Source organism: Ignavibacteriota bacterium, from assembly GCA_019637995.1.
Taxonomy (GTDB): domain Bacteria; phylum Bacteroidota; class Ignavibacteria; order Kapaibacteriales; family UBA2268; genus JANJTB01.
On sequence record JAHBUQ010000003.1, the window covers coordinates 225538 to 249789 of the forward strand.

Annotated in this window: 27 protein-coding genes and 1 pseudogene; 8 read left to right on the forward strand and 20 right to left on the reverse strand. The window is 34.2% G+C overall.

All coding sequences use genetic code 11. The features are described from left to right. Positions 1-42: 42 nt before the first annotated feature. Positions 43-2304, forward strand: a complete 2262-nt coding sequence (locus tag KF896_12965) for a TonB-dependent receptor (GenBank protein MBX3044619.1) — start codon at positions 43-45, stop codon at positions 2302-2304. A 25-nt stretch (positions 2305-2329) separates the two neighbouring features. Further along, positions 2330-2656 (forward strand): heavy-metal-associated domain-containing protein, encoded by a 327-nt coding sequence (locus tag KF896_12970; GenBank protein MBX3044620.1) that lies wholly within the window; start codon positions 2330-2332, stop codon positions 2654-2656. A gap of 79 nt (positions 2657-2735) precedes the next feature. Here the strand turns inward: KF896_12970 and KF896_12975 are convergent, their stop codons facing one another. The 17 genes from KF896_12975 to KF896_13055 all read right to left on the reverse strand — a co-directional run bounded on the left by KF896_12975 (position 2736) and on the right by KF896_13055 (position 11365). Beyond that, a complete protein-coding gene (locus KF896_12975; GenBank protein ID MBX3044621.1) occupies positions 2736-3062 on the reverse strand; it encodes a hypothetical protein in 327 nt (108 codons plus the stop codon). 133 nt (positions 3063-3195) lie between these two features. Beyond that, the gene (locus KF896_12980; GenBank protein MBX3044622.1) at positions 3196-3561 is read right to left on the reverse strand and encodes a hypothetical protein; all 366 of its coding nucleotides are present in this window, start codon (positions 3559-3561) and stop codon (positions 3196-3198) included. Between the two features lie 3 nt (positions 3562-3564). After that, positions 3565-3897 carry a DUF5615 family PIN-like protein gene (locus tag KF896_12985; GenBank protein MBX3044623.1) on the reverse strand — a complete coding sequence of 111 codons (333 nt, stop codon included), beginning with the start codon at positions 3895-3897 and terminating at the stop codon, positions 3565-3567. Next, the gene (locus KF896_12990; protein ID MBX3044624.1) at positions 3894-4118 is read right to left on the reverse strand and encodes a DUF433 domain-containing protein; all 225 of its coding nucleotides are present in this window, start codon (positions 4116-4118) and stop codon (positions 3894-3896) included. The genes KF896_12985 and KF896_12990 overlap by 4 nt, the downstream gene beginning before the upstream one ends. A 52-nt stretch (positions 4119-4170) precedes the next feature. Then, on the reverse strand, positions 4171-4818 hold the full coding sequence (locus tag KF896_12995) for a hypothetical protein (GenBank protein ID MBX3044625.1): 648 nt from the start codon (positions 4816-4818) through the stop codon (positions 4171-4173). Positions 4819-5016: 198 nt separating this feature from the next. After that, a complete protein-coding gene (locus tag KF896_13000; protein ID MBX3044626.1) occupies positions 5017-5571 on the reverse strand; it encodes a hypothetical protein in 555 nt (184 codons plus the stop codon). After that, positions 5555-6601 carry a hypothetical protein gene (locus KF896_13005; GenBank protein ID MBX3044627.1) on the reverse strand — a complete coding sequence of 349 codons (1047 nt, stop codon included), beginning with the start codon at positions 6599-6601 and terminating at the stop codon, positions 5555-5557. Before KF896_13005 ends, KF896_13000 begins: the two co-directional genes overlap by 17 nt. 81 nt (positions 6602-6682) lie before the next feature. Next, a complete protein-coding gene (locus KF896_13010; protein MBX3044628.1) occupies positions 6683-7036 on the reverse strand; it encodes a type II toxin-antitoxin system PemK/MazF family toxin in 354 nt (117 codons plus the stop codon). Beyond that, a complete protein-coding gene (locus KF896_13015) occupies positions 7036-7341 on the reverse strand; it encodes a hypothetical protein (GenBank protein MBX3044629.1) in 306 nt (101 codons plus the stop codon). Before KF896_13015 ends, KF896_13010 begins: the two co-directional genes overlap by 1 nt. Positions 7342-7422: 81 nt before the next feature. After that, entirely contained in the window at positions 7423-7770 is a 348-nt protein-coding gene (locus tag KF896_13020; GenBank protein ID MBX3044630.1) for a hypothetical protein, read from the reverse strand. A 107-nt stretch (positions 7771-7877) separates the two neighbouring features. Next, complete coding sequence (locus KF896_13025) at positions 7878-8363, reverse strand: hypothetical protein (protein MBX3044631.1); 486 nt, start codon at positions 8361-8363, stop codon at positions 7878-7880. 27 nt (positions 8364-8390) lie between these two features. Continuing rightward, entirely contained in the window at positions 8391-9695 is a 1305-nt protein-coding gene (locus KF896_13030) for an RHS repeat-associated core domain-containing protein (protein ID MBX3044632.1), read from the reverse strand. A gap of 61 nt (positions 9696-9756) precedes the next feature. Then, entirely contained in the window at positions 9757-10338 is a 582-nt protein-coding gene (locus tag KF896_13035) for a hypothetical protein (protein MBX3044633.1), read from the reverse strand. A 38-nt stretch (positions 10339-10376) separates the two neighbouring features. Beyond that, positions 10377-10580, reverse strand: coding sequence for a hypothetical protein (locus KF896_13040; protein MBX3044634.1), 204 nt, complete (start codon positions 10578-10580; stop codon positions 10377-10379). A 35-nt stretch (positions 10581-10615) separates the two neighbouring features. Next, entirely contained in the window at positions 10616-10942 is a 327-nt protein-coding gene (locus KF896_13045) for a type II toxin-antitoxin system RelE/ParE family toxin (protein ID MBX3044635.1), read from the reverse strand. A gap of 90 nt (positions 10943-11032) precedes the next feature. Next, positions 11033-11203 (reverse strand): hypothetical protein, encoded by a 171-nt coding sequence (locus KF896_13050; protein MBX3044636.1) that lies wholly within the window; start codon positions 11201-11203, stop codon positions 11033-11035. A gap of 9 nt (positions 11204-11212) precedes the next feature. After that, the gene (locus KF896_13055) at positions 11213-11365 is read right to left on the reverse strand and encodes a hypothetical protein (protein MBX3044637.1); all 153 of its coding nucleotides are present in this window, start codon (positions 11363-11365) and stop codon (positions 11213-11215) included. 1281 nt (positions 11366-12646) lie between these two features. On the opposite strand from KF896_13055, the gene KF896_13060 reads away from it, so the two are divergent. The 6 genes from KF896_13060 to KF896_13085 are packed head-to-tail and all read left to right on the forward strand — an operon-like array spanning position 12647 to position 19872. Beyond that, positions 12647-13948 carry a T9SS type A sorting domain-containing protein gene (locus KF896_13060; protein ID MBX3044638.1) on the forward strand — a complete coding sequence of 434 codons (1302 nt, stop codon included), beginning with the start codon at positions 12647-12649 and terminating at the stop codon, positions 13946-13948. A gap of 12 nt (positions 13949-13960) precedes the next feature. Further along, a complete protein-coding gene (locus KF896_13065; protein MBX3044639.1) occupies positions 13961-15262 on the forward strand; it encodes a T9SS type A sorting domain-containing protein in 1302 nt (433 codons plus the stop codon). A gap of 12 nt (positions 15263-15274) precedes the next feature. After that, on the forward strand, positions 15275-16576 hold the full coding sequence (locus tag KF896_13070; GenBank protein ID MBX3044640.1) for a T9SS type A sorting domain-containing protein: 1302 nt from the start codon (positions 15275-15277) through the stop codon (positions 16574-16576). A gap of 12 nt (positions 16577-16588) precedes the next feature. Then, a complete protein-coding gene (locus KF896_13075; protein MBX3044641.1) occupies positions 16589-17890 on the forward strand; it encodes a T9SS type A sorting domain-containing protein in 1302 nt (433 codons plus the stop codon). 12 nt (positions 17891-17902) lie between these two features. Next, the gene (locus KF896_13080) at positions 17903-19204 is read left to right on the forward strand and encodes a T9SS type A sorting domain-containing protein (GenBank protein MBX3044642.1); all 1302 of its coding nucleotides are present in this window, start codon (positions 17903-17905) and stop codon (positions 19202-19204) included. Next, entirely contained in the window at positions 19204-19872 is a 669-nt protein-coding gene (locus KF896_13085; protein ID MBX3044643.1) for a hypothetical protein, read from the forward strand. The genes KF896_13080 and KF896_13085 overlap by 1 nt, the downstream gene beginning before the upstream one ends. On the opposite strand, the gene ispG is transcribed toward KF896_13085, so the two are convergent. From ispG to KF896_13100, 3 genes and pseudogenes are all read right to left on the reverse strand, one after another. Beyond that, a complete protein-coding gene (gene ispG, locus KF896_13090; protein MBX3044644.1) occupies positions 19838-20992 on the reverse strand; it encodes a flavodoxin-dependent (E)-4-hydroxy-3-methylbut-2-enyl-diphosphate synthase in 1155 nt (384 codons plus the stop codon). The two genes, KF896_13085 and ispG, sit on opposite strands and share 35 nt — an antisense overlap. Positions 20993-21351: 359 nt before the next feature. Continuing rightward, positions 21352-21996 (reverse strand): annotated as a pseudogene (locus KF896_13095) (rhomboid family intramembrane serine protease). A 219-nt stretch (positions 21997-22215) separates the two neighbouring features. After that, positions 22216-24252: a cation:proton antiporter gene (locus tag KF896_13100; GenBank protein MBX3044645.1), complete on the reverse strand. Its 2037-nt coding sequence runs from the start codon at positions 24250-24252 to the stop codon at positions 22216-22218.

The following is a 24252-nucleotide window of genomic DNA, read 5'->3' on the forward strand; positions in this document are numbered from 1 at the left end:
GTATCATTTTTAGTTTTTTTAGAATATAAATCAGGTATTAAAGTGAAAAATTATATTATAACAATAGCGATGTTAATTTTCTTAGTATCAAACAGCTTTTCACAAGAAAATCTGAAGGGCAATGTGTTTGGATTAGATGAAAATGACAAAAAATCTCCATTAGTCAGAGCAAGTGTTCAGTGGCTTAACACAGGTAAAGGCGTTCTAACCGGCAAAAATGGAGAATTTTCATTACAAAAAATAAAAAGTACAAATAAATTAGTTGTCAGTTTTGTTGGTTATAAGACTGATACGTTAACAATTAGTTCAAATAGTCTTAGTGTCGAAATCAATCTTAAGCAAAGTCTTTCAACCGATGAAATTCGAGTCGAAGCCGAGGCTCCGCAAGCACTTATTTCAACATCATCAGTAGTAAATTCAGTAACAATTACTGAGGGTGGTTTACAAAAAGCCGCTTGCTGTAACCTTGCTGAGAGTTTCGTCACAAATGCAGCTGCAGATGTCGAATATTCAGATGCTATGTCCGGTGCAAGACAAATTATGCTTTTAGGTCTGAAAGGAACATATACACAATTACAAGCTGAAAATGTTCCTTCAATGCGCGGGCTTGCAACAGCATTCGGGCTTGGGTATGTACCCGGACCATGGATGGAATCTATTTCTATTTCAAAAGGTACATCTTCTGTTGTAAACGGATTTGAATCAATTACAGGTCAAATAAATGTGGAATTTAAAAAGCCTGAGAACAATAACCCCACTCATTTCAATGTTTATGGTGACCACCTTGGCAGAATGGAAGTAAACTCCTACGGCAACTTTGATGTAAACGAAAAACTAAGCACAATGATGCTTGTTCATGCAAATACTCATCAGTGGTATCATGACTTGAATAATGACAGTTTTATAGACCATCCTCAGGTCAATCAGGTTAATTTAATGAATCGCTGGAAGTATATCGGTGAGACGGTGGAATCAGTTACAGCTGCTAACTTTGTTTACGAAGACAGACAGGCAGGACAGCGGGAATTCCTGTTCAATAACGATCGAAACTACTACGGTATGGATATTCAGACTACAAGACTGAATGCATTTACTAAAAACGGCTTTCTTCTTGATGGTGAACGAGGTTCGAGTATCGGTACCATTCTAAGTTTTACTCATCACAATCAAGAGTCTTTTTATGGAATAAATACATTCAACGCTCAGCATAATTCAATGTATGCTAATGTGCTTTTTGCGACAGGCTTTTTTAAAGAATCTCATGACCATAATCACCATGAAGATGAGGATGATTGTGGTCATGAACCGGAAATATGGCACAAACTAACTGCAGGTGCGAGTTTTCAGTATGATAATTATTTCCATACTTTAAATGGAACTAATGGCTTTATAAATGAATATATTCCCGGAGTTTTTACTGAATATTCATTTATTGGAATCAAAGATGTAGTTCTGACGGGTGGTTTGAGAGCAGATTACCATAATCAATACGGTGAATTTTTTACACCAAGATTTCACGCCAAATACAGCCCTGATGACTTATTTACTCTAAGACTTTCTGCAGGGCGGGGCTCAAGGACACCCTATGCAATTGCAGAGAATTCATTTGTACTGGCAAGCTCAAGAGAAATTATTATGCTTGAAGATATCTTACGTGAGGAAGCAAATTCCTACGGCATATCATTTACTTCGCAATTCGATTTTCTGAACACATATTTTACTTTCAATGCCGATTTCTTCAGAACTGAATTTGTAAATCAATTAATTGTAGATATGGACAGAAATGCACAATCAATATATTTTTATAATCTCGATGGTGAATCATTCTCGAATAGCTTTCAGGTGGATTTGATTGCCGAACTTACTGACAACTTGATTATCTCAACTGCTTACAGATTTAATGAAGTTAAGATGACTATGAATGGCGAACTTCTGGATAAGCCATTTCAAAATTTTCACAAAGGGTTTTTCAACATTGCATACAGTACTGCAAATCAGGGATGGTCTTTTGATATGACAGTTGAATATAATGGTGGGGGCAGAATTCCTCATACACACATGAACCCCGAACAATACAGACTGCCAACAAGTTTCGATGCGTTTTATATGGTTCATGGACATATTACTAAAAGGCTTGATGCTTTGGAACTTTATCTTGGAGCTGAGAATATATTCGATTTCGTTCAGGCTAACCCTATTATTGCTGCGAATGACCCATTTGGCAACTATTTTGACAGTTCGATGATATGGGGACCTATTATCGGAAGGAAAATATATATCGGCGCAAGATATAATATTAAATAATTTTTCAAATTAAGGATAAAATAAAATGAAGTATATATTTGTAATATTAAGCATAATTGTTTTGACATATATAGCAGATTCGCAGGAAATCAAATCAACTATTGAAATCAAAACCTCTGCTATCTGTGAGCATTGCAAAGAAAATATAGAAAAGGCGCTAAATAAAGTAGCCGGAGTGGAAAAATCGAATCTTGATTTGGATACAAAAGTTGCAACCGTCAAATATGACAGCACAAGAACTAATGTTGATGAACTAAGAAATGCAATATCTAAAGCGGGATATAACGCAGATGATGTTAAACGTGACGGTAGAGCATACAAACGCTTACCAAAATGCTGCAAAGCAGATTAATTTTGTAACTAATAAAAAAAGCAATGGGGCTGTCACATAATTAAAAGTGCAGCCCCATTAATATTTAGAAACATCTATATTAGTTGTTAATAGGCTTGATTTCAGCTGTCTTAACTTCTTTAGTTTCCTGATTTGCAGCTTCTAATTTTGCATCTTTCTTGCTTGAGCAGCATTCAGATTTCACAGAAGCAGTCTTAGTAGTTGAGCAGCATTCTGACTTTGCAGAAGCAGTTTTAGCAGTCGAGCAGCATTCGCCTGATTTTTCGCCCTTAGCTGAAGTTTTCTTCATTTCGGTTGAGCATTCAGATTTTGCTGATGTTTTAGTCTTATCGCAAGCGATAGCTTCAGTTACAGTAAAAGCAAAAACAAATGCCAATGCTACTGCTAATATTTTTAATACATTCATGTTACAGAACTCCTTTTAATTAAGAAAAATAAAGTGTACACATTATAAGACTTAGTATAGGAATTTTTATTTTATTATAACAGAATTATTTTTTAGTTTCAAATACTAATTATTATAGAAAGCTATAAACATACTACTCTTTCATAGTTGAAACTCGAAAGCCGGTCAGGAATCTTAAAGGACCATTGATAAATTTTGGAGTAAGAACTATTCTTGCTTCGGGGCTAAATTCCAAATATGAAACCACTGCGTCCATTTTATTCTCAAGTGTAACAAATGTAGTTCTGCCCGTATTCTGGTCACGGGACTGATAAGTATTGCTTAAAGTCGAAACACAGCTTCTATCAGCAGGGAAGGCACTCCACAGCAGGTCAGGCGTGGTGAAACGACCCGTTTCGTTGTCGTACATACGGAAGCCCATCATCTGCAAATCGGATTCTGAATCATAAATACTGCCGTCGAAGTTATCACGGTTCATAGTGCCAGCTGATGTCCACAAAAACTATAATATTTCGAGAATACCAAAATCATCATTATTTCCAAATTCGATTATTGAATCAATATTATTTTGGATTAATTCTGCTAAGTGTATTTTACTGATGTTTCCAGTACGAATCCATACTACTTTTGGTGGATAATTATAATATGTAACAAAATTTCGAAAGTCTGAATCGTATGTTAATATTGTATAATTATTAATTTTAGCATATCTCCAAATTTCAAAGTCGCTTAATCTATTAGTAGATATACTGGTTATATGTTTAACATCTTCAAAATATTTTTCGATAAACTTTATTATCCTCCATGATATATTTTCATCAAGCAATACTTTCATACTGCATAAGCCACAATTCGTTCATTAAAGCTTGCATATTGAAGGCATGCTTTTATGTCATCAGATTTTAATTGTGGAAAATCCTCAATAATTTCTGAAATACACATATTATCTGCCAACATGCTTAATATATCTGATACTGATATTCTTGTACCTTTTATTACTGGTTTTCCAAACCTGATATCTGGTTTAATTTCAATATGATTATTATAATTTAACATACTAATATCCTTCAAAAATGTTTGAATATTAGAAGTATTAAACAAACAAATATTATAACAAGTTAAGAATTAAAATACCATTAATTATGATTTTTTCGATAACTTGATATATGATAGACGGATATATTATTATGTTTATCTCCTTCTCGGGTGCCAATCCCGTCGGGTCTCGATAAGTGAGAGGTGAGTTGTACGCATAATGGTAAGGCGTATGCGATGGGAAGGCAGACCACAGCAGGTCGGGCGTGGTGAAACGACCTGTTTCGTTGTCATACATACGGAAGCCCATCATCTGCAAATCAGATTCTGCATCATACGTGCTACCGTCGAAGTTATCTCGGTTCATAGTGCCTGCTGATGTCCACAAAGTATCACCAAATGGTTTATAATCAAAGTGTAAAGCATCAAAAGCCGTGCCATTCTGACGTACAACAAGCCGGACAGAGCCGTTATTTTCCGTGAAATTCACTTCTTTTGTCCCGTCGTGATGGTACAGCAGTTCACCACCTGCCCGGTAGCGATGCGCCCCAAGATATACTTTTCTCTCAGGTCCCATTCCAACATCCGCAGACGTCTGAAAACCTTTGTACTGCACAATCTCCTCTCCAAAAGCACCGGTCATATAGTACTCCCAAAGATGAGCGAATACTTTAATTCCTTCATCATCAATATCACCATCCCCATGCGGACTTGTAAGCAATCGCTTCTGCTCACGCACTCCGGAATGGTTATACTTATAGCCCCATGTCCATTTGTATTCGCTGTAAGATTCATCCTGTTGTATTTTTTCCTTAAAACTTGAACAAATTTCCGAAATATTGCTTTTTGTGTATTCTGTTAATCGTCCTGCTGTGTTGTAGGAGTATGAATAATTTCTGAATAAATAATTATTTTTCTTTTATGGTTTTTTTTTATCCAATAATTTCAGTAGATTCAAATATTCTTTACCTAGTAATTCATCATTTTTAATAAATGAAATTTTCTTATCCTTATAAGCCAATACTCCAAAATCTTCAAACTTAAGAATTTCATTAATTCTAATTTTAGAGGTAGTTTCCATTTTTTGTAAAAGTCCACTATTTAAAAATAGACTATCAGGTATGAAAATCCACAAAGTATAAATTGTATTTGAATCAACCAAAAACCAATTCATGGAATTAAGCCCACCTTCATACCAAATACTTCTAACGGTTGTATTGGTATTAAATGGTAAATATATACTTTTTAATGAATCATATAACTCTCTTAAAGTATATGTTCTATTTTCAGGCTTGTGAAAAGTTATATTTTCATATTCAATGCTGTTTTTTATAAAATCTAAATGATACTTCATCATATAGTTTACTATTCTTATTGAGTCATCTCCTACATATGCAAATTCTTCACATTTTAAGCAATTGGATGAAATTACAAAGAAATAAATAACCAACATAATTTTACTTAATTTTTCCATACCTTATTCCTGATTTTATTTGGTTAATCAAATATTGTAAAATGCTAAAAGCAGAATTGTAATCTCCATTAAGAAAATATGCGTCCATCCTATGATACTTACCATCCGGTCCTGTTACTGTCCAATTTTTCCAATTCGTACGGGAAAAATTGTTATTATACCATGACTGAAACAAACCAGCATCATAAATATGACCGTATGTCGTAACAGGTGATTTATAAATAGTTGTACAAAAGACTACAAATTGCATTTCAGCATTAAAAGGTCTTTTTCCCAATAAATAATCTCCGACACCAACACCAATCCAATTAAAGTCCATCGGTTCTAATGGTTGATTAGAAAAATGAATATGGTCAAAAGCAACAAATTCTTCATTCAATGGATTATAATCATCCCATCTAACTTGCATATTGTGTTTATCAAATCCAATCAATAATTTTCCAGCTCTGATATTTCCAGTTTCAATATTTCGATAAATCGGGAATCCTACTTCTTTATCAAAACTCTTTCCTGCAGAAATCATTTCTTGCCTTCTGTCAACGGTTTGAGAAAATAGATAATGTGGATTGAGTCCACCTCCAAAACCACCACCCGAACTAATCATTGGTCCACCAGTCGGTCCAACATTAAGACTTTGTGCTTGTAAGGATTGAAACATTGAAGTAAGTGCATTATCTCCTGCGACCATCATTCTACTACCTCCAACACCACTTCCACCATCTCCCAAATCATCAGGTGCACTACCTTCATCAGCTGGTCTAGCACCATTGGAAGATTCTGGTTGAGGTGAATCCGCAACAGCTCCATTATCAACTTCAATTTTTTGTCTTGCTAAGATTTCGCTACCACATTCAGCAAGTTCGTTGCTCATCAACTCCTCTCGTTCTTTCTCCTTCTCAGGTGCCAGTCCAGACGGATCGCGATAAGTCAGCGGTGAGTTGTACGCATAGTGGCAAACAAATTGATAATGGATAATTGACAGTTGACAATTATTTGTTATGATTAGCACAATATTTTTATTTGATTTCATTTTCAATTGTCAATTGTTAATTGTAAATTAGATAAGTACTACTTGTTTGATAAATAACAATATAAATCAATTCAAAATATTTTAAAGGCCTATACAAAAACCTACTGCATTTACTATTTCTACGACGTCATCAACAGCCAATTTACCTATTATTTTTTTTATCCTCGTTTTACTTACAGTTCGGATTTGATAACAATTGACTGTGCTAACCTTATCTAAATGATTAGTTTCGTCAGGTAAAATTTTGTATAGCCAAGAAATTCTTGAAAAATCTTCTTTCCAGCCAGTGATTGGCAATACGATAAATAAGTCCAGATTATTTGAAAAGTTTCGGTTGATAACAACAGCCGGTCTCAATTTTTGGATTTCATTTCCTTCTGTTGGGTCAAAATTTACAAGCCAAATTTCTCCTCGTTGTGGATTTGACTCCTTCATCACTCAATTCCATCATCTAATTGGGGTAAATCGGTCAATTCTTTGTTGCTTTTCAATACTTTTTCAGCGAATACAATTTGTTGATTCCAGTAAAATTCCTGCATATCGGGAGATAATTTTCTAATTTCAGAAGGTTTAAGTTCTTTGCTAAATTCATCATTAATTATCTCAGTTATCAGTTCTGAAGCTGATTTATTCTTTGCTTTAGCTAAAAATTTAAACTTTTCCCTGTCTTCTAAGTTAACACGAAAAGAAAGGAATACTTCTTTTTGATTTTCTACTATTTTGCCTTTTATTGCTTCCATATTTATATAAGTCCTTATGATATACATAATAGACTTTCACATAATATTAATATTGTGCATAATATTAATTTTGCGCACAGTCTATTCTATTTCATGAAAATGAACTTCTTTACCATCTTTGTAAACCCCCTGAATTGGATATCTTGTCATAGTAAACTTCTTATTGTACAATAGTGTTACTTTTCTACCCTTGTTTTTCTCTAAAAAGCTTACAACAGCAATGTAAGCAGGCGTATTATTAAAGAAGTAATTACTCACCTCTGCATCATAAAATTTTGAATTTTTAATAATACTATCCATTGCTTCAGGATTGTTTATTATTTTATTTAATAACTCAATCTTAGCATTACTATTATCGAATAAGTGGACATTTATTGCTTGGCATCCTCCAAGTAAAGCAATAAATATTATTACTACAGATTTCTTCACCATTACCTCCTTGGCTTATTATTTAACAACCTTAACCAATTTACTCGTTTTTCAGCAAAGATTTCTCTGCTATTAGATGTGATAATAGCTCAATAATAATATAATTATTAGTACAATCTATCTAATTGCTCTTTTGTCCATTCTCTTAAGCCTATAAAACACCATTTAGTGTCACGAAACTCAAAACTAATCATTAATACATTATCACCATCATCTACTAAATCTGATTCACCATCTTCATAAATAAATGAAATTTCGTGATAGTAAATATCTTTTCCATTTTCATAAACATTTTCAACCGGATATTCTGTGATTGTAAACTTCTTGTTATATAATAAACTTCCTTTTTTTCTTTGATTTTTCTTTAAAAATTCTACGACGTTGTTGTAGTTTGAAGTATTCTTAAAAAAATAATCACTTAAAACAGCATGGTAAAATTTTGAATTTTTAATAATACTATCCATTGCTTCAGGATTGTTAATTATTGTATTAAATAACTCAATCTTAGCATTACTACTGTCAAATAAGTGAACATTTATTGCTTGACATCCTCCAAGCAAAAGAACAATTAAAGTTAATACAGACTTTTTCATCATAACCTCAAAAATTACTAAACTCCATTAAGGATAAATAGATCTTGGCTTATTACTTAAAAATCGTAACCAATTTACGCGTCTTTCAGCAAAAATTTCTTTAGCTACATCTCCGATTATACCGCTATGATCATACAATTCTCTCCCATAATTTAGTAAATCCAGTTCGTGTGCAACTTCATGTGCAAAGGTGTCCCACACTTGAAGACGTGAGCCACGACCAAATTCATTAGTATACCTATAATCCTTATCACCACCATCCTTAAACACTTCTTTTGCTAATCTAAAAGTTGCAGAATTGTCCCCATGTGATGTGTGTAAGCCTGCTAAATGAGTAAAATTCTTACCATTTTCTGAATTATGGAATTTAGCAATTTTTGCTCCACTCTCAATAATTATATTATAATTTCCCCCCATCATTGGGTCAAAATAGGAAATGTCAGCACTCAGAATTTTCATTGCAGATGCTTTTAGATTATTCATATATCCATCCATAGTTTCTTTTATTTTAAATAAATGTTTACCATCAGACTTATCTACTGCTATTGATACCGGCATATTTAATACTTTTTTATCAACAGTAATTTGTAAAGTATAATTAAAGAATACACCTGCGGGTTTTCCATCAAATCCCATACTTATTGAAACACCATTAAAGGAGTAGGATGCACTTGCTGTTCTAGCACTAATATAAATAAGTTTATCAACTTCATCTCTACGTCCATCAGGTATAGCAGATGGCGAATAAACACTTGAGCTCTTTATAGCAGAAATAAATGCTGCATAAATAAGGTTACCAATAATTAAATCGTTAAGTGTAATCATATGTTGCAACTCCTCTCGTTCTTTCTCCTTCTCGGGTGCCAGTCCAGTCGGATCTCGATAAGTGAGAGGTGAGTTGAAGGCATAGTGGTATGGAGTTTGAGCAGGGAAGGCACTCCACAGCAGGTCAGGCGTGGTGAAGCGACCAGTTTCATTATCGTACATACGGAAACCCATCATCTGCAAATCCGATTCTGCATCATACGTACTGCCATTGAAGTTGTCACGATTCATAGTGCCTGCTGAAGTCCACAAAGTATCACCAAATGGTTTGTAATCAAAGTGTAAAGTATCAAAAGCCGTGCCATTCTGACGTACCACAAGACGAACAGAGCCGTTATTATCCGTAAAAGCCACCTCTTTTGTCCCGTCGTGATGGTACAGCAGTTCACCACCTGCCCGGTAGCGATAAGCCCCAAGATATACTTTTCTCTCCGGTCCCATTCCAACTTCCGCCGTCGTCTGAAAGCCCTTGTATTGCACAATTTCCTCTCCAAATGCACCGGTCATATAATACTCCCAAAGATGAGCAAGTGTATCAGAAATATATAGAATAACATGATCTTAAATCCTATTTACATGCTTCAGGAAAATATTTTTCATAATATAGCATACCTTCTTTAGCTAAATCAGAGCTATCTCTTAAATAGTAATTTTTTAGTTTGTTATGTCTTACCTTAACATTTAATATTACTGCATCTAATGCAAAACTATCTTTCTTCAACATAATATCTAATGCTAAAGAATCATTTTCTTCTTTGAAAATATCTTTACGATTAACAAGACATCCTTTTAGTTCGATAGCAGTGGAATCATCCTTTTTAAAAAAAAACGAAAAACTTGTTCTTGTAAAATAGTGCTCAGGTTTTAGTTTTTCATTATATGAATAAGTTCTTGATTCTAATAATTCAAATTTACATGACATATCTTTAACAATAAATTCTAATGTTTTGTTAGCATATTTTGATGTATCAAAATCTTGATAATACTTATATCCTTCCCATACCTCATAATAAAAATCAGGTGTTAAACAGTCATTGCGTAAATTTCCAGAATAATTGTTTATTAATATCATTGGTTGCATATTTCCTGAGTGTGAATTCAAATTGACCATCAGAAATATCAAAATTGCGGATATAACTATTATTTTCATACAACTTTATAATTCTTTCATTTAAAATAAAAAGTTAGCTATACAGCTAATTCTTCAATATACTTTCTGAGCTTAGCAGTTCGCCTCTTGATAGTACTTAAGGAACTTTGTTTAGTTATTGCCTCGTCAACTGAATCAAGCAGAAGTTCTAATTTCAGTTTTTCTTTAGCAATTAAATATTTTGCTTTAAGTACAGGGTCTTGCAACCTTTCATCTCGATATTTTTCATATTGAGTTATCACATTTATTCCTCCTTTGATAAATGATACTTTTTCAATTAGCTCGCCTTTTCAATTTCATTGATTGGTGTTCTCTGCGTTTTCTTGATAAATCCATTTGTAAAATATATTTTCTTTCCTTTAACAAAAAAATATAAACACCGAGAAATTCTATTAAAGTGTTTTACTCTTAACTCGAAAATTCCATCTTTCAAACTTTTCGATAATTTTTCGGGTATTCTATTATTATTATTCAGCATTTCTATCAAAATATCAATTGATGCATAAACTTCAACTTCTTCATCATCATTGAGAATCTCAAGGAATTGTTTAAAGGGATATTTCCCTTCATACTCAACATATTCTGCACTATACTTATCACTCACTGATATTCACATTTTATAATAATAATCATTACAAATAAACGCTTCATAATTTGTAAAATTTTATTTACAAACCACTTTAATTTGATATCTTCAAAAGTAAACGGCTAAGCCGCTTGGGTCTCTGTAGGTCAGGGGTGAGTTATACGCATAGTGGCGAAATAATTGACAATGGATAATTGAAAATGAGCTTCGCAGGTCTCCACTTCGTTCCGGCTGACAATTATTTGATATGATAAGCACTATATTTTTATCTGGTTTCATTGTCAATTTTCAATTTTCAATTTTATTAGTGCTACCGTCGAAGTTATCACGGTTCATAGTGCCTGCTGAAGTCCACAAAGTATCACCAAATGGTTTATAATCGTAGTCCACCGGATTTCTGCTTACCGACATGTTCGGTGACGGTTCGATAATTAAAGCCATCTCACTTATCTACGAATTCTCAATAAATGATTTACAAAATTATCTAAATTAATCCAATTAAGCAAGAAAATAATTATAATATTAAGCAAACTGAAACATTAATCGTTTATTCGCTACTGATTAACTATTCATCAAGTAAATACCTGCGTTTCAAACAGTTCTTGCTTGCAATTGATTTGTATTCTGATGACAGGTAATTATCAAATATCCTTCTAAAACCGCAATAGAATGGATTTTGGAAGTCATTATTTTAAGTAGCTTGACAAAATTATCCGAATGCTTTCTCCAGTGCAGGTCTTGAGCAGTATATTAATCAAGGTACTATTAAACTATTAAAATAATATTTATTCACCCACAATGACTTCTTCGTATATTATTCAACATCATACAGATAATTTCAAAAATTGTTGGAAATATATATAGTAACGTAACATTAATTAAAAAAAGTTTTTTTTATTTAATTAAATATTGTTAACTTACAATCGGCGACTGCACAAATTTAAAAAAAATTCCTGAGGTGGCTTATGACATAACAAACCGCTTGAATTGCACCCCGAAATGATGCGATGATATCCTCTTGCTTTTATGGCTTCCTGCCGAAAAGTTGCGTATTTGTTCTTTATTTAACCAGCGTCTGGCAGAAAAGTATTCAGTTTCAAAATAATACAGCTAAATGTCACACTGAGTCCTTCGACTTCGCTCAGGATAAACTTAGTCGAAGTGTGCTATTACATCAATTTAGAAGCATAATGAACACATTTCGACTTCGCTCAATGTGACACGACTCGCTCTATGTGACACTGGGTTGTTGTTATGATATGTTTTGTCAGTCTGAGCGTAGTCGAAGACTAAAGAGTACATTTCGACTTCGCTCAATGTGACACTGGGTTGTTGTTATGATATGTTTTGTCAGTCTGAGCGTAGTCGAAGACTAAAGAGTACATTTCGACTTCGCTCAATGTGACACTGGGTTGTTGTTATGATATGTTTTGTCAGTCTGAGCGTAGTCGAAGACTAAAGAGTACATTTCGACTTCGCTCAATGTGACACTGGGTTGTTGTTATGATATGTTTTGTCAGTCTGAGCGTAGTCGAAGACTAAAGAGTACATTTCGACTTCGCTCAATGTGACACTGGGTTGTTGTTATGATATGTTTTGTCAGTCTGAGCGTAGTCGAAGACTAAAGAGTACATTTCGACTTCGCTCAATGTGACAAAAAACAATTTAATTTTACTTTTCTGCCAGACACAAACTAATTTTCAAAATTAAAGGAGTCTTTTTATGAATTTTACAAACAGAATTTTTAACATCAGAATAGCATTATTTGCAGTTCTGTTAATCGTGGCGGGGTATTTATCGCCGCCTGCAAATGCCGAGGAGGATGAATGGAAATTTTTCCTCAATGACAGACCCGAGTTATGGGATGGCTACCTCGCTAGTTGCTTCATCGAAGATGGTGAGTATATGTGGGTTGGTACTAACCGCCAATTGGTATTCAAAATCTTTAAGGAAACATTGGAAGCTGTTGATACTCTAAATTTTTCTGCGGCTGATATGGCTTATGACAGAGAAGGGAATATCTGGATGGTTGGCTCAGGTCTTAAAAAATTAGTTGGTGACACTCTAATTGGCTGGGACCAAAACAACTATCAGGAAATAGGTTTACCGGGACCATCTATCCATCATATTAGTGTTGACAGTACCGGAATTTTTTGGCTTGGATTTGACGGTGAAGGATTAGTACGATTTGATGGTGAATCATGTATTTTATATGATGAAACTAATGCTCCATTTAAAAGAGTACATCCTTTTCAGGTTGCAATTAATTCAATAGCAGTTGACAAAAATAATAATGTGTGGGTTACAGCCGCAGGTGTATCAGGTGTAATAAAATATGATCATCAGAATTGGACTGTATATGATAGTACGAATACTTCATTAAGAGCATATTATTATGGTATTATTGTAATTGACAAAAAAAACCATATCTGGGCTGGCTCTACAATAGGTCTTTACAAATATGACGGTACTGATTGGTATCTTTATAATGATGACAATTCTCAAATTAAAGGTATTGTTGACAAAATGGCTTTCGATAATGACAATAATCTTTGGTGTTCTACAAATAATCACATTGGTTTAGTCAATTATGATGGTATTAAATGGAGGGTATTTAATCAGTCAAATTCTCCGATTCATGGTAATCGAATTTTTAGAATTTATATTGACAATAAGCAGAATGTTTGGTTAGCAGTTACACATGAAGTAATAAATGGAGAAGTATGGAAACAAAGAGGTGTAAATATTTACAGAAAGGGAGGAGTGATGCTGAATATTAATGACGGAGTCAGATATAATCCACACGTCAACATTTTTCCAAATCCTGTTAGTGATTTTCTTACAATTAATTCTGAAGTTGAATACAATACTTATGAAATAATTGATTTGAGAGGTGTTTCAGTAGTTTCCGGCTCATTCAATTCTGATTATTCAATTAATGTCAGTTCATTGGTATCAGGTACTTACTGCCTGAGATTAATAAACGGACAAAGTTTTAATACAGTATTTTTTATAAAAAATTAAAGGAGTCTTTTTATGAATTTTACAAACAGAATTTTTAACATCAGAATAGCATTATTTGCAGTTCTGTTAATCGTGGCGGGGTATTTATCGCCGCCTGCAAATGCCGAGGAGGATGAATGGAAATTTTTCCTCAATGACAGACCCGGATTATGGGATGGATATCAAGTTAGGTGCTTCATCGAAGATGGTGAGTATATGTGGGTTGGTACTAACCGCCAATTGGTATTCAAAATCTTTAAGGAAACATTGGAAGCAGTTGATACTCTAAATTTTTCTGCGGCTAATATGGCTTATGACAGAGAAGGGAATATCTGGATGGTTGGTTCAGGTCTAAAAAAATTAGTTGGCGATACATTAATTGGATGGGACCAAAATAACTATAAGGAAATAGGTTTACCGGGACCATATCCCAGTTATATAAGTGTAGACAGTACCGGAATTTTTTGGCTTGGATTTAACGGAGAAGGATTAGTACGATTTGATGGTGAATCATGTATTGTATATGATGATACGAATGCACCTTTTAAAAAACATCATCTTGGAGGAGTAATTATATATTCAATTGTAGTTGATAAAAATAATAACATTTGGGTAACTACTGCATTGGTAAACGGTATTATGAAATTCGACCATAAAGAATGGACTGTTTATGATAGTACTAACACAGTTATAAAAAACGTTCCTTTCAAAGGCTTAGAGATTGATAAAAATAACAACATTTGGGCTGGCTCTACAATAGGTCTTTACAAATATGACGGTACTGATTGGTATCTTTATAATGATGACAATTCTCAAATTAATGGTCTTGTTGACAAAATCGCTTTCGATAATGACAATAATCTTTGGTTTTCTACAAATAATCATATTGGTCTAGTCAATTATGATGGTATTAACTGGAGGGTATTTAATCAGTCAAATTCTCCGATTCATGGTAATCGAATTTTTAGAATTTATATTGATAAAAAGCAGAATGTTTGGTTCCAAGTTACTCATGATCCCGAATCAGGAGAAGTCTGGAAAGGTCAAGGTGTAAATATTTACAGAAAAGGTGGAGTAATACTAAATATTGATGAAAGAATTAAAGGTATTTATCAGGTTAACACTTTTCCAAATCCGGTTTATGATTTTCTTACAATTAATTCTGAAGTTGAATACAATACTTATGAAATAATTGATTTGAGAGGTGTTTCTGTAGTTTCCGGCTCATTCAATTCTGATTATTCAATTAATGTCAGTTCATTGGTATCAGGTACTTACTGCCTGAGATTAATAAACGGACAAAGTTTTAATACAGTATTTTTTATAAAAAATTAAAGGAGTCTTTTTATGAATTTTACAAACAGAATTTTTAACATCAGAATAGCATTATTTGCAGTTCTGTTAATCGTGGCGGGGTATTTATCGCCGCCTGCAAATGCCGAGGAGGATGAATGGAAATTTTTCCTCAATGACAGACCCGAGTTATGGGATGGCTACCTCGCTAGTTGCTTCATCGAAGATGGTGAGTATATGTGGGTTGGTACTAACCGCCAATTGGTATTCAAAATCTTTAAGGAAACTCTGGAAGCTGTTGATACTCTAAATTTTTCTGCGGCTGATATGGCTTATGACAGAGAAGGGAATATCTGGATGGTTGGCTCAGGTCTAAAAAAATTAGTTGGCGACACTTTAATTGGCTGGGACCAAAACAACTTTCAGGAAATTGGCTTACCGGGACCATATCCCAGTTATATAAGTGTAGACAGTACCGGAATTTTTTGGCTTGGATTTAACGGTGAAGGATTAGTACGATTTGATGGAGAATCATGTATTGTATATGATGATACGAATGCACCTTTTAAAAAACATCATCTTGGAGGAGTAATTATATATTCAATTGTAGTTGATAAAAATAATAACATTTGGGTAACTACTGCATTGGTAAACGGTATTATGAAATTCGACCATAAAGAATGGACTGTTTATGATAGTACTAACACAGTTATAAAAAACGTTCCTTTCAAAGGCTTAGAGATTGATAAAAATAACAACATTTGGGCTGGCTCTACAATAGGTCTTTACAAATATGACGGTACTGATTGGTATCTTTATAATGATGACAATTCTCAAATTAATGGTCTTGTTGACAAAATCGCTTTCGATAATGACAATAATCTTTGGTTTTCTACAAATAATCATATTGGTCTAGTCAATTATGATGGTATTAACTGGAGGGTATTTAATCAGTCAAATTCTCCGATTCATGGTAATCGAATTTTTAGAATTTATATTGATAAAAAGCAGAATGTTTGGTTCCAAGTTACTCATGATCCCGAATCAGGAGAAGTCTGGAAAGGTCAAGGTGTAAATATTTACAGAAAAGGTGGAGTAATACTAAATATTGATGAAAGAATTAAAGGTATTTATCAGGTTAACACTTTTCCAAATCCGGTTTATGATTTTCTTACAATTAATTCTGAAGTTGAATACAATACTTATGAAATAATTGATTTGAGAGGTGTTTCTGTAGTTTCCGGCTCATTCAATTCTGATAATTCAATTAATGTCAGTTCATTGGTTTCAGGTACATACTGCCTGAGATTAATTTACGGACAGAGTTTTAATACAGTATTTTTTATCAAAAATTAAAGGAGTCTTTTTATGAATTTTAGAAACAGAATTTTTAACATCAGAATAGCATTATGTGCAGTTCTGTTAATCGTGGCGGGGTATTTATCGCCGCCTGCAAATGCCGCAGAGGATGAATGGAAATTCTTCCTCAATGACAGACCCGAGTTATGGGATGGCTACCGCGCTAATTGCTTCATCGAAGATGGTGAGTATATGTGGGTTGGTACTAACCGCCAATTGGTATTCAAAATCTTTAAAGAAACATTGGAAGCAGTTGATACTCTAAATTTTTCTGCTGCTGATATGGCTTATGACAGAGAAGGGAATATCTGGATGGGTGGCTCAGGTCTTAAAAAATTAGTTGGTGACACTCTAATTGGCTGGGACCAAAATAACTATCAGGAAATAGGTTTACCGCGACCATCTATCCATCATATTAGTGTTGACAGTACCGGAATTTTTTGGCTTGGATTTAACGGAGAAGGATTAGTACGATTTGATGGTGAATCATGTATTTTATATGATGAAACTAATGCTCCATTTAAAAGAGTACATCCCTTTCAGGTTACAATTAATTCAATAGCAGTTGACAAAAATAATAATGTGTGGGTTACAGCCGCAGGTGTATCAGGTGTAATAAAATATGATCATCAGAATTGGACTGTATATGATAGTACGAATACTTCATTAACAGCTTATTCTTATCCAAAATTAACTGTTGATAATTTAAATAATCTGTGGGTAAGTTCATCCAAAGGGTTATACAAATTTGATGGTACAACATGGGAATACTTCGACATAACGAAAATTGGAGTTAAAGATCCCATTCTAAATGTGGTTGTTGATAAAGAAAACAATGTATGGTGCTCAACAGGTCATTCTACAGGTTTAATAAAATTCGATGGGATTGAATGGACAATCTTTAATCAGTTAAATTCACCAATTCACGGCAATCAGGTTTTAAGAATTTATGTTGATAAGAAACAGAATGTTTGGATTCAAGTTACACATATACCCGAATCAGGAGAAGTATGGAAACAAAGAGGTGTAAATATTTATAGGAAAGGTGGAGTAATACTGAATATTGATGATAGATTCAGACATAATCCACAAATCAACATTTTTCCAAATCCTGTTATTGATTTTCTTACAATTAATTCTAAAGTTGAATACAATACTTATGAAATAATTGATTTGAGAGGTGTTTCTGTAGTTTCCGGCTCATTCAATTCTGATTATTCAATTAATGTCAGTTCATTGGTATCAGGTACTTACTGCCTGAGATTAATAAACGGACAAAGTTTTAATACAGTATTTTTTATAAAAAATTAAAGGAGTCTTTTTATGAATTTTACAAACAGAATTTTTAACATCAGAATAGCATTATTTGCAGTTCTGTTAATCGTGGCGGGGTATTTATCGCCGCCTGCAAATGCCGAGGAGGATGAATGGAAATTTTTCCTCAATGACAGACCCGAGTTATGGGATGGCTACCTCGCTAGTTGCTTCATCGAAGATGGTGAGTATATGTGGGTTGGTACTAACCGCCAATTGGTATTCAAAATCTTTAAGGAAACTCTGGAAGCTGTTGATACTCTAAATTTTTCTGCGGCTGATATGGCTTATGACAGAGAAGGGAATATCTGGATGGTTGGCTCAGGTCTAAAAAAATTAGTTGGCGACACTTTAATTGGCTGGGACCAAAACAACTTTCAGGAAATTGGCTTACCGGGACCATATCCCAGTTATATAAGTGTAGACAGTACCGGAATTTTTTGGCTTGGATTTAACGGTGAAGGATTAGTACGATTTGATGGAGAATCATGTATGTTGTTTGATGAAACTAATGCTCCTTTCAAACGATTACATCCCTTTCAGGTTACAATTAATTCAATAGCAGTTGACAAAAATAATAATATTTGGATTACAGCAGTTGGAGTTCCTGGTTTGATTAAATATGACCATCAGAATTGGACTGTTTATGATAGTACGAATACGTCATTAAGAGCTAATTCTTATCCAATTATTGTAGTTGACAAAAAAAACCATATCTGGGCTGGCTCTACATTCGGGCTTTACAAATTTGATGGTACAACATGGGAATACTTCGACATAACGAAAATTGGAGTTAAAGATCCTATTCTAAATGTGGTTGTTGATAAAGAAAACAATGTATGGTGCTCAACAGGTCATTCTACAGGTTTAATAAAATTCGATGGGATTGAATGGACAATATTTAATCAGTTAAATTCACCAATTCACGGCAATCAGGTTTTAAGAATTTATGTTGATAAGAAACAGAATGTTTGGATTCAAGTTACACATATACCCGAATCAGGAGAAGTATGGAAACAAAGAGGTGTAAACATCTATAGAAAAGGTGGAGTCATTCTTAATGTTGATGAAAATCATAGTTTAATTTCTCAAAAAATAGTTTTTCCAAATCCGGTAAATGATATTTTGACCATCATTTCAGAGATTGATTACAATTTCTACGAAGTTATAGACCTAAAAGGTTTTATAATTTTATCAGACAAATTTGATTTTAATAAATCAATTGATGTCAGTTCTCTTAATTCAGGTACTTATTGCCTACGACTAAATAATGATTTCATTTCTAAAACAGTATTTTTTATAAAAAATTAATGAGGTTATTTTATGAAAAACGATTTAACAAAAATCGGCTTAATAACAGTTTTAACACTGACTGTTTTTTTATATCTTTTCAGTATTCCAAATCTCAATGGATACGTAATGGTAGTTTTGAGAATCATAAAGACACAACTTATCCAAATGGCTTAAGTGGTCCGGATGATTATGATTATAATAAACTTATGGAATGTATTGGTTTTTGCCATAGTTACCCTGCTGATTGGCCTCCTTCTTTGATATCGAGTTATCCAGACAGTGCTTATAACTGCGATTATTATATTGGACAACCCTTTGAAAACGGTGGCTGGTATTGGGCAACAAAGTATGCCTCACCGGACTATTTCCATAGGGGTGGCAGTTCTACAGCAAAAGTACCGTATGTGAGTGTGCATGGCTACACCACTTATCCAAATATTAATCACAATCTATGGGAAAAGCGCTACCCTCACCCGGTAGTGGATAGCGCCTATATCGGATTGAGACTTGTGCCTTCATATCTCGATGCAAACCAATTAGAACCAAATTTTCAGTACTATAAAGAATATGTTCAATCATCGCTGAAAGCTCCACTCGGACCGGGTGCATACCGTGTTTCTTTTTATGTTAGTCGCTCAAAATATAGTAAAATCAGCTTTCAGGGACAAAGGCATGAATTTCTTTAAGAAGTTCAGTAACTATGTCTTCCTCAGGCACATATCTTAGTGGTACACCTTTTCTGAATAAAAGTCCTTTACCTTTTGCTGCAGCCACACCCAAATCGGCTTCACGTGCTTCACCGGGACCATTTACAGCACAACCGAGAATTGACACAGTCATAGGCTTTTTGATATCCTTAACAGCATCTTCAATTTGCTCAGTAATTTTGAATAAATCCACATCAAGTCTTCCGCAAGTCGGGCATGAAATAATTTCTACATTCCGCTGGGCATAACCCAAAGTCCGAAGAATTTCCTTGCCCACTTCCACTTCCCTTTCGGGTTCATCAGTCAGTGATACGCGAATAGTATCTCCAATTCCTTCGGCAAGCAGTGTACCAATACCTACTGCTGATTTGATTGTGCCGACCCGAATTCTGCCGGCTTCTGTCACACCTAAATGCAGCGGGAAATCAGTTCTTTCGGCAATAAGTCTGTAAGCCTCAATCATAAGCGGAACAGAAGTAGATTTAACTGAAATAATCAAATCCTCAAATCCAAATTCCTGCGAAATCTGAACATGCTTCATAGCAGACTCAAATAACGCTTCAGCTGTTGGATAGCCATGTTTATCAAGAATTTCTTTTTCAAGCGAGCCGGAATTTACACCAATTCTAATAGGAATATTTCTTTCCTTAGCTGCCGAGAGAACTTTCTGAATTCTCTCAACCTTCCCGATATTACCCGGATTTATTCTCACTTTCGCAACACCTGCTTCAATAGCTTTCAAGGCAAACATATAATTGAAATGTATATCTGCAACAATCGGCACATTCACACGCCTGACAATCTCACCAATTGCTTCCGAAGCTTCCTTATTATTTACGGTAACGCGGACAATATCCACACCGGCTTCCTCGCAACGTTTGATTTGAGCAACCGTCGCCTCAATATCGGAAGTTTTTGTTTTGGACATTGTCTGAACCGAAACCGGCGCCCCACCACCAATTGGTATGCCGCCTATCATAACCTGTCTGGACTTTCTCCTCGGATATCTGTCAGCTGCTCTGACGATATCATCTTTACTATGTCCATTGCCGCTTCCATTTATAATCGGCAATTCCAAACCATTATTAATCAAATCCATAATCTCACTAATTTCAGTTAAATAAATTAAAGTTTTTTGCTCAATTCAGTAAGGATAAATTTCTCTCTTTCAGTTAAATTTTGATAACCTGAAGCAGAAATTTTGTCCAGTATAATATCAATCTTAACTTGCGTAATTTCTTCCCCATCAATTACATACTTCTTTGAATGAGTTTCTTGTTTGTATTCAACAGGTGTTTCCTTTACAGTTGTCCATTTTGCCTGAAAAATCGGTGCTTTGGGACGCGAATAATTGCTTTCACCATAACCTCCAATCGTTCCACCAGTATTGAAACTATTATCATAATATTGTCCCCCGGAAACCCAGGAAACAAGTTTTTCAAAACCAATCTGACGACCAAACTTAAGCATAATAAGTCCTGTCAGAGCACCTCCAAGATGTGCAAAGTGAGCAACACCACTTACTCCGCTCACTCCGTTGATAAGCTCCAATCCTGCAAATATCATTACAAAATATTTTGCAGGAACAGGAATAAACAGCGGAAACATAAAAATCGGACGGTTCGGATAAGTTAATGCAAATGCCAGCAAAATTCCGTAAACAGCTCCCGAAGCTCCAATAGTAGGTCTTACTTCTCCAAAAAACGGAGTTATCATCATGTGAATTATCGCTGCACCGATTCCGGCAAGCAAATAGTAAAGAATAAATCTTTTGCCACCCCATTTATTTTCAAGCTCACTACCGAACATCCATAATGCAAACATATTCATTAGCAAGTGCCAGAAATCAGCATGCATAAACTGATAAGAAATAACTTGCCATGGATAAAACTGATAATCAGCAGCAAAAGGAATTAAATTATCAAAATTAATCTGCCAGAGTGCAAAATATTGTATGAATACTCTTCCAAGCGGAACTCCGCCGAAAGTTAAAGTTCCAATAAAAAAGTGCTGCAATAAAAATATTGCAACATTTGCAATTAATAAAGTCTTTATAACAGGTGGAAACATTTTGCCACCACCTAAATTTCCAAATCTACTCATAAATTATTCATTCTTTTATTTGTGTGATGGTATAGACGAGAATATTTACTTTGAATTGCTAATTGAGAAATATCTAGTTATTAGCATAAATAGTTCGTGAAAGATTAATCTTGATCAGACAATTTGTTAATTTTAAGGTTCTTTTAGCTCACAAATTGATTTTTGGTGCTGCCACAAAGGCAAAATGACTCTTTTGTGGCAGGAAATGTATTAAATTTTTTATGTCGAAATTTTATCATAAAATTTTCTTATATCCTCTGTTTTTCCAAGTACATAAAGTATATCGTCTTTAAGGATTTGCGTATTCTGGTCAATTCTTTCTAAAAATTCCTCGTTTCTTCTGATAGCAATAATATTAACTCCAAATCTATTACGTACATCTATTTCTGAAAGACTTTTACCAAGTAAAGAACTGCCCGTTTTTTGGACAGTAAGTATAACAATATTCAGATTCGGTAATTTAAAATCATTAGCAATATCTCTTGATTTATTAAGCTGACTGAAAATATTATAATTATCCTGCCTGATTTTTTCCGTGATTTCTTCAATTGAATCTATTGGCACAAGATATTTATGCAACACAAGCGAAAAAATTTCAATAGAAGTTTCAAATTCTTCAGGAATTACTTCATCAGCTCCGATTTTCATGTGCTCTTCAATATCATTAATAAATCTTGTACGAACGATGATATGAACAGACTTGGTTAATGCTCTTATGCCGGCAATAACTCTGTTAATTGCAGCAGTATCAGAAATTGCAACAACAACTACCCGTGCATTTTCAATATGTACCTGCTCAAGTATATGCGGACTAATTCCATCACCATAGATAATTCTCTCACCTTTTTCAAGTTCATTCTTTACTGTGTTGGCATTCATCTCAAGAATGATGTAGGGAATATCAAGATGTTTTGCGGCTCTTGCTACATTTCTGCCATTAAGTCCATAACCTATTATGACAATATGGTCTTCCAAATGTTCCACAATATCGTCAATATTTTCTTTTGAAGCAGGTGTGTTTCGTAGTTGAGATATTTTTTGAGGAATTTGTGTTCTGATAATAAAATTACAAATAGCATCACTTTTTGTAATTAGAAATGGAGTTAGTGCCATTGTCAGTATTGATACAGCTATAAAATACTGGTAGTACTCACCGGAAAGCAGTCCGGCACTTACGCCGCTCTGCGATAAAATAAATGCAAATTCTCCGACCTGAAAAAGCAAAAGTCCTGTTAAGATTACCGTTCTTGTTGGAAATCCGAGAATAAGTGCTGCTAAACCCGCAATTGCAAATTTCATCACAGCTACTGCAATTGTCAAACCAAGAATTATCAATATATGCTCAAACAAAAATTCAAGATTTAGAAGCATACCTATCGAAACGAAGAAGAAGCTCGTAAATACCTCCCTGAATGGCAGGATATTACCTGTTGCCTGATGACTGTAATCCGATTCTGAAATTATAAGTCCTGCCATAAATGCACCCAATGCAAGCGATAACCCTGCCTGATTGGTAAGCCATGCAGTTGATACACAAATAACGACAATTGTAAGTATGAACAACTCCTGACTTTTAGTTTTTGCAACTTCATAAAGAAGTCTTGGTACCAAATATCTCGCACTTAAAATTAAAATAATAACAATTATGATTACTTTTGCAGCAAGCAAAATTAATTCTTTTGTAACATTGTCAGATTGTCCGGCTATTATCGGAGTGAATAAAATCATCGGCACAACAATAATATCCTGAAATATCAAAATTGCTATTGATATTTTTCCGTGAGGACTATTCATTATACCTCTTTCCTGCACCATTTTCAGAACAATTGCGGTACTGCTTAATGAAAACAAAAAGCCAAAAAATACAGCATTTGCAATCTCAAAATTGAATATTATAAGCAGAAGGGCAGTTATAATAATTGTGCCTCCCACCTGAACCAAACCACCTAAGAGTACAGTCCGTTTGATTGCCGATAAACTTGCAAGAGAAAACTCCAGACCTATTATAAAAAGCAGCAGAATAATTCCGATTTCTGCCATCATTTCAATTTCGGTCGTGCCGCTCTGAATGTTTAAAGCAGATGGACCAATTATTATTCCAGTTATCAGAAAACCTAATATTGAAGGAATATTTAATTTCTTACAAATAAGAACTACAATAACAGATGCCCCAAGAATTACGAAAATATCGTAAAGCAGAGGAATTTCTACTGCGGCTCCAAGTAAAGTAAAATAATTATGTAGAAAATTTTCCAT

Excerpts from the sequence above, each read along its gene's own strand:
- KF896_12970 (MBX3044620.1), top strand. The coding sequence starts at position 2,330 with ATGAAGTATATATTTGTAATATTAAGCATAATTGTTTTGACATATATA.
- KF896_12975 (MBX3044621.1), bottom strand. The coding sequence starts at position 3,062 with ATGAATGTATTAAAAATATTAGCAGTAGCATTGGCATTTGTTTTTGCT.
- KF896_12985 (MBX3044623.1), bottom strand. The coding sequence starts at position 3,897 with ATGAAAGTATTGCTTGATGAAAATATATCATGGAGGATAATAAAGTTT.
- KF896_12990 (MBX3044624.1), bottom strand. The coding sequence starts at position 4,118 with ATGTTAAATTATAATAATCATATTGAAATTAAACCAGATATCAGGTTT.
- KF896_13000 (MBX3044626.1), bottom strand. The coding sequence starts at position 5,571 with ATGGAAAAATTAAGTAAAATTATGTTGGTTATTTATTTCTTTGTAATT.
- KF896_13005 (MBX3044627.1), bottom strand. The coding sequence starts at position 6,601 with ATGAAATCAAATAAAAATATTGTGCTAATCATAACAAATAATTGTCAA.
- KF896_13010 (MBX3044628.1), bottom strand. The coding sequence starts at position 7,036 with ATGAAGGAGTCAAATCCACAACGAGGAGAAATTTGGCTTGTAAATTTT.
- KF896_13015 (MBX3044629.1), bottom strand. The coding sequence starts at position 7,341 with ATGGAAGCAATAAAAGGCAAAATAGTAGAAAATCAAAAAGAAGTATTC.
- KF896_13025 (MBX3044631.1), bottom strand. The coding sequence starts at position 8,363 with ATGAAAAAGTCTGTATTAACTTTAATTGTTCTTTTGCTTGGAGGATGT.
- KF896_13030 (MBX3044632.1), bottom strand. The coding sequence starts at position 9,695 with ATGACCGGTGCATTTGGAGAGGAAATTGTGCAATACAAGGGCTTTCAG.
- KF896_13035 (MBX3044633.1), bottom strand. The coding sequence starts at position 10,338 with ATGAAAATAATAGTTATATCCGCAATTTTGATATTTCTGATGGTCAAT.
- KF896_13050 (MBX3044636.1), bottom strand. The coding sequence starts at position 11,203 with ATGAAACCAGATAAAAATATAGTGCTTATCATATCAAATAATTGTCAG.
- KF896_13055 (MBX3044637.1), bottom strand. The coding sequence starts at position 11,365 with ATGGCTTTAATTATCGAACCGTCACCGAACATGTCGGTAAGCAGAAAT.
- KF896_13060 (MBX3044638.1), top strand. The coding sequence starts at position 12,647 with ATGAATTTTACAAACAGAATTTTTAACATCAGAATAGCATTATTTGCA.
- KF896_13065 (MBX3044639.1), top strand. The coding sequence starts at position 13,961 with ATGAATTTTACAAACAGAATTTTTAACATCAGAATAGCATTATTTGCA.
- KF896_13070 (MBX3044640.1), top strand. The coding sequence starts at position 15,275 with ATGAATTTTACAAACAGAATTTTTAACATCAGAATAGCATTATTTGCA.
- KF896_13075 (MBX3044641.1), top strand. The coding sequence starts at position 16,589 with ATGAATTTTAGAAACAGAATTTTTAACATCAGAATAGCATTATGTGCA.
- KF896_13080 (MBX3044642.1), top strand. The coding sequence starts at position 17,903 with ATGAATTTTACAAACAGAATTTTTAACATCAGAATAGCATTATTTGCA.
- KF896_13085 (MBX3044643.1), top strand. The coding sequence starts at position 19,204 with ATGAGGTTATTTTATGAAAAACGATTTAACAAAAATCGGCTTAATAAC.
- ispG (MBX3044644.1), bottom strand. The coding sequence starts at position 20,992 with ATGGATTTGATTAATAATGGTTTGGAATTGCCGATTATAAATGGAAGC.
- KF896_13100 (MBX3044645.1), bottom strand. The coding sequence starts at position 24,252 with ATGGAAAATTTTCTACATAATTATTTTACTTTACTTGGAGCCGCAGTA.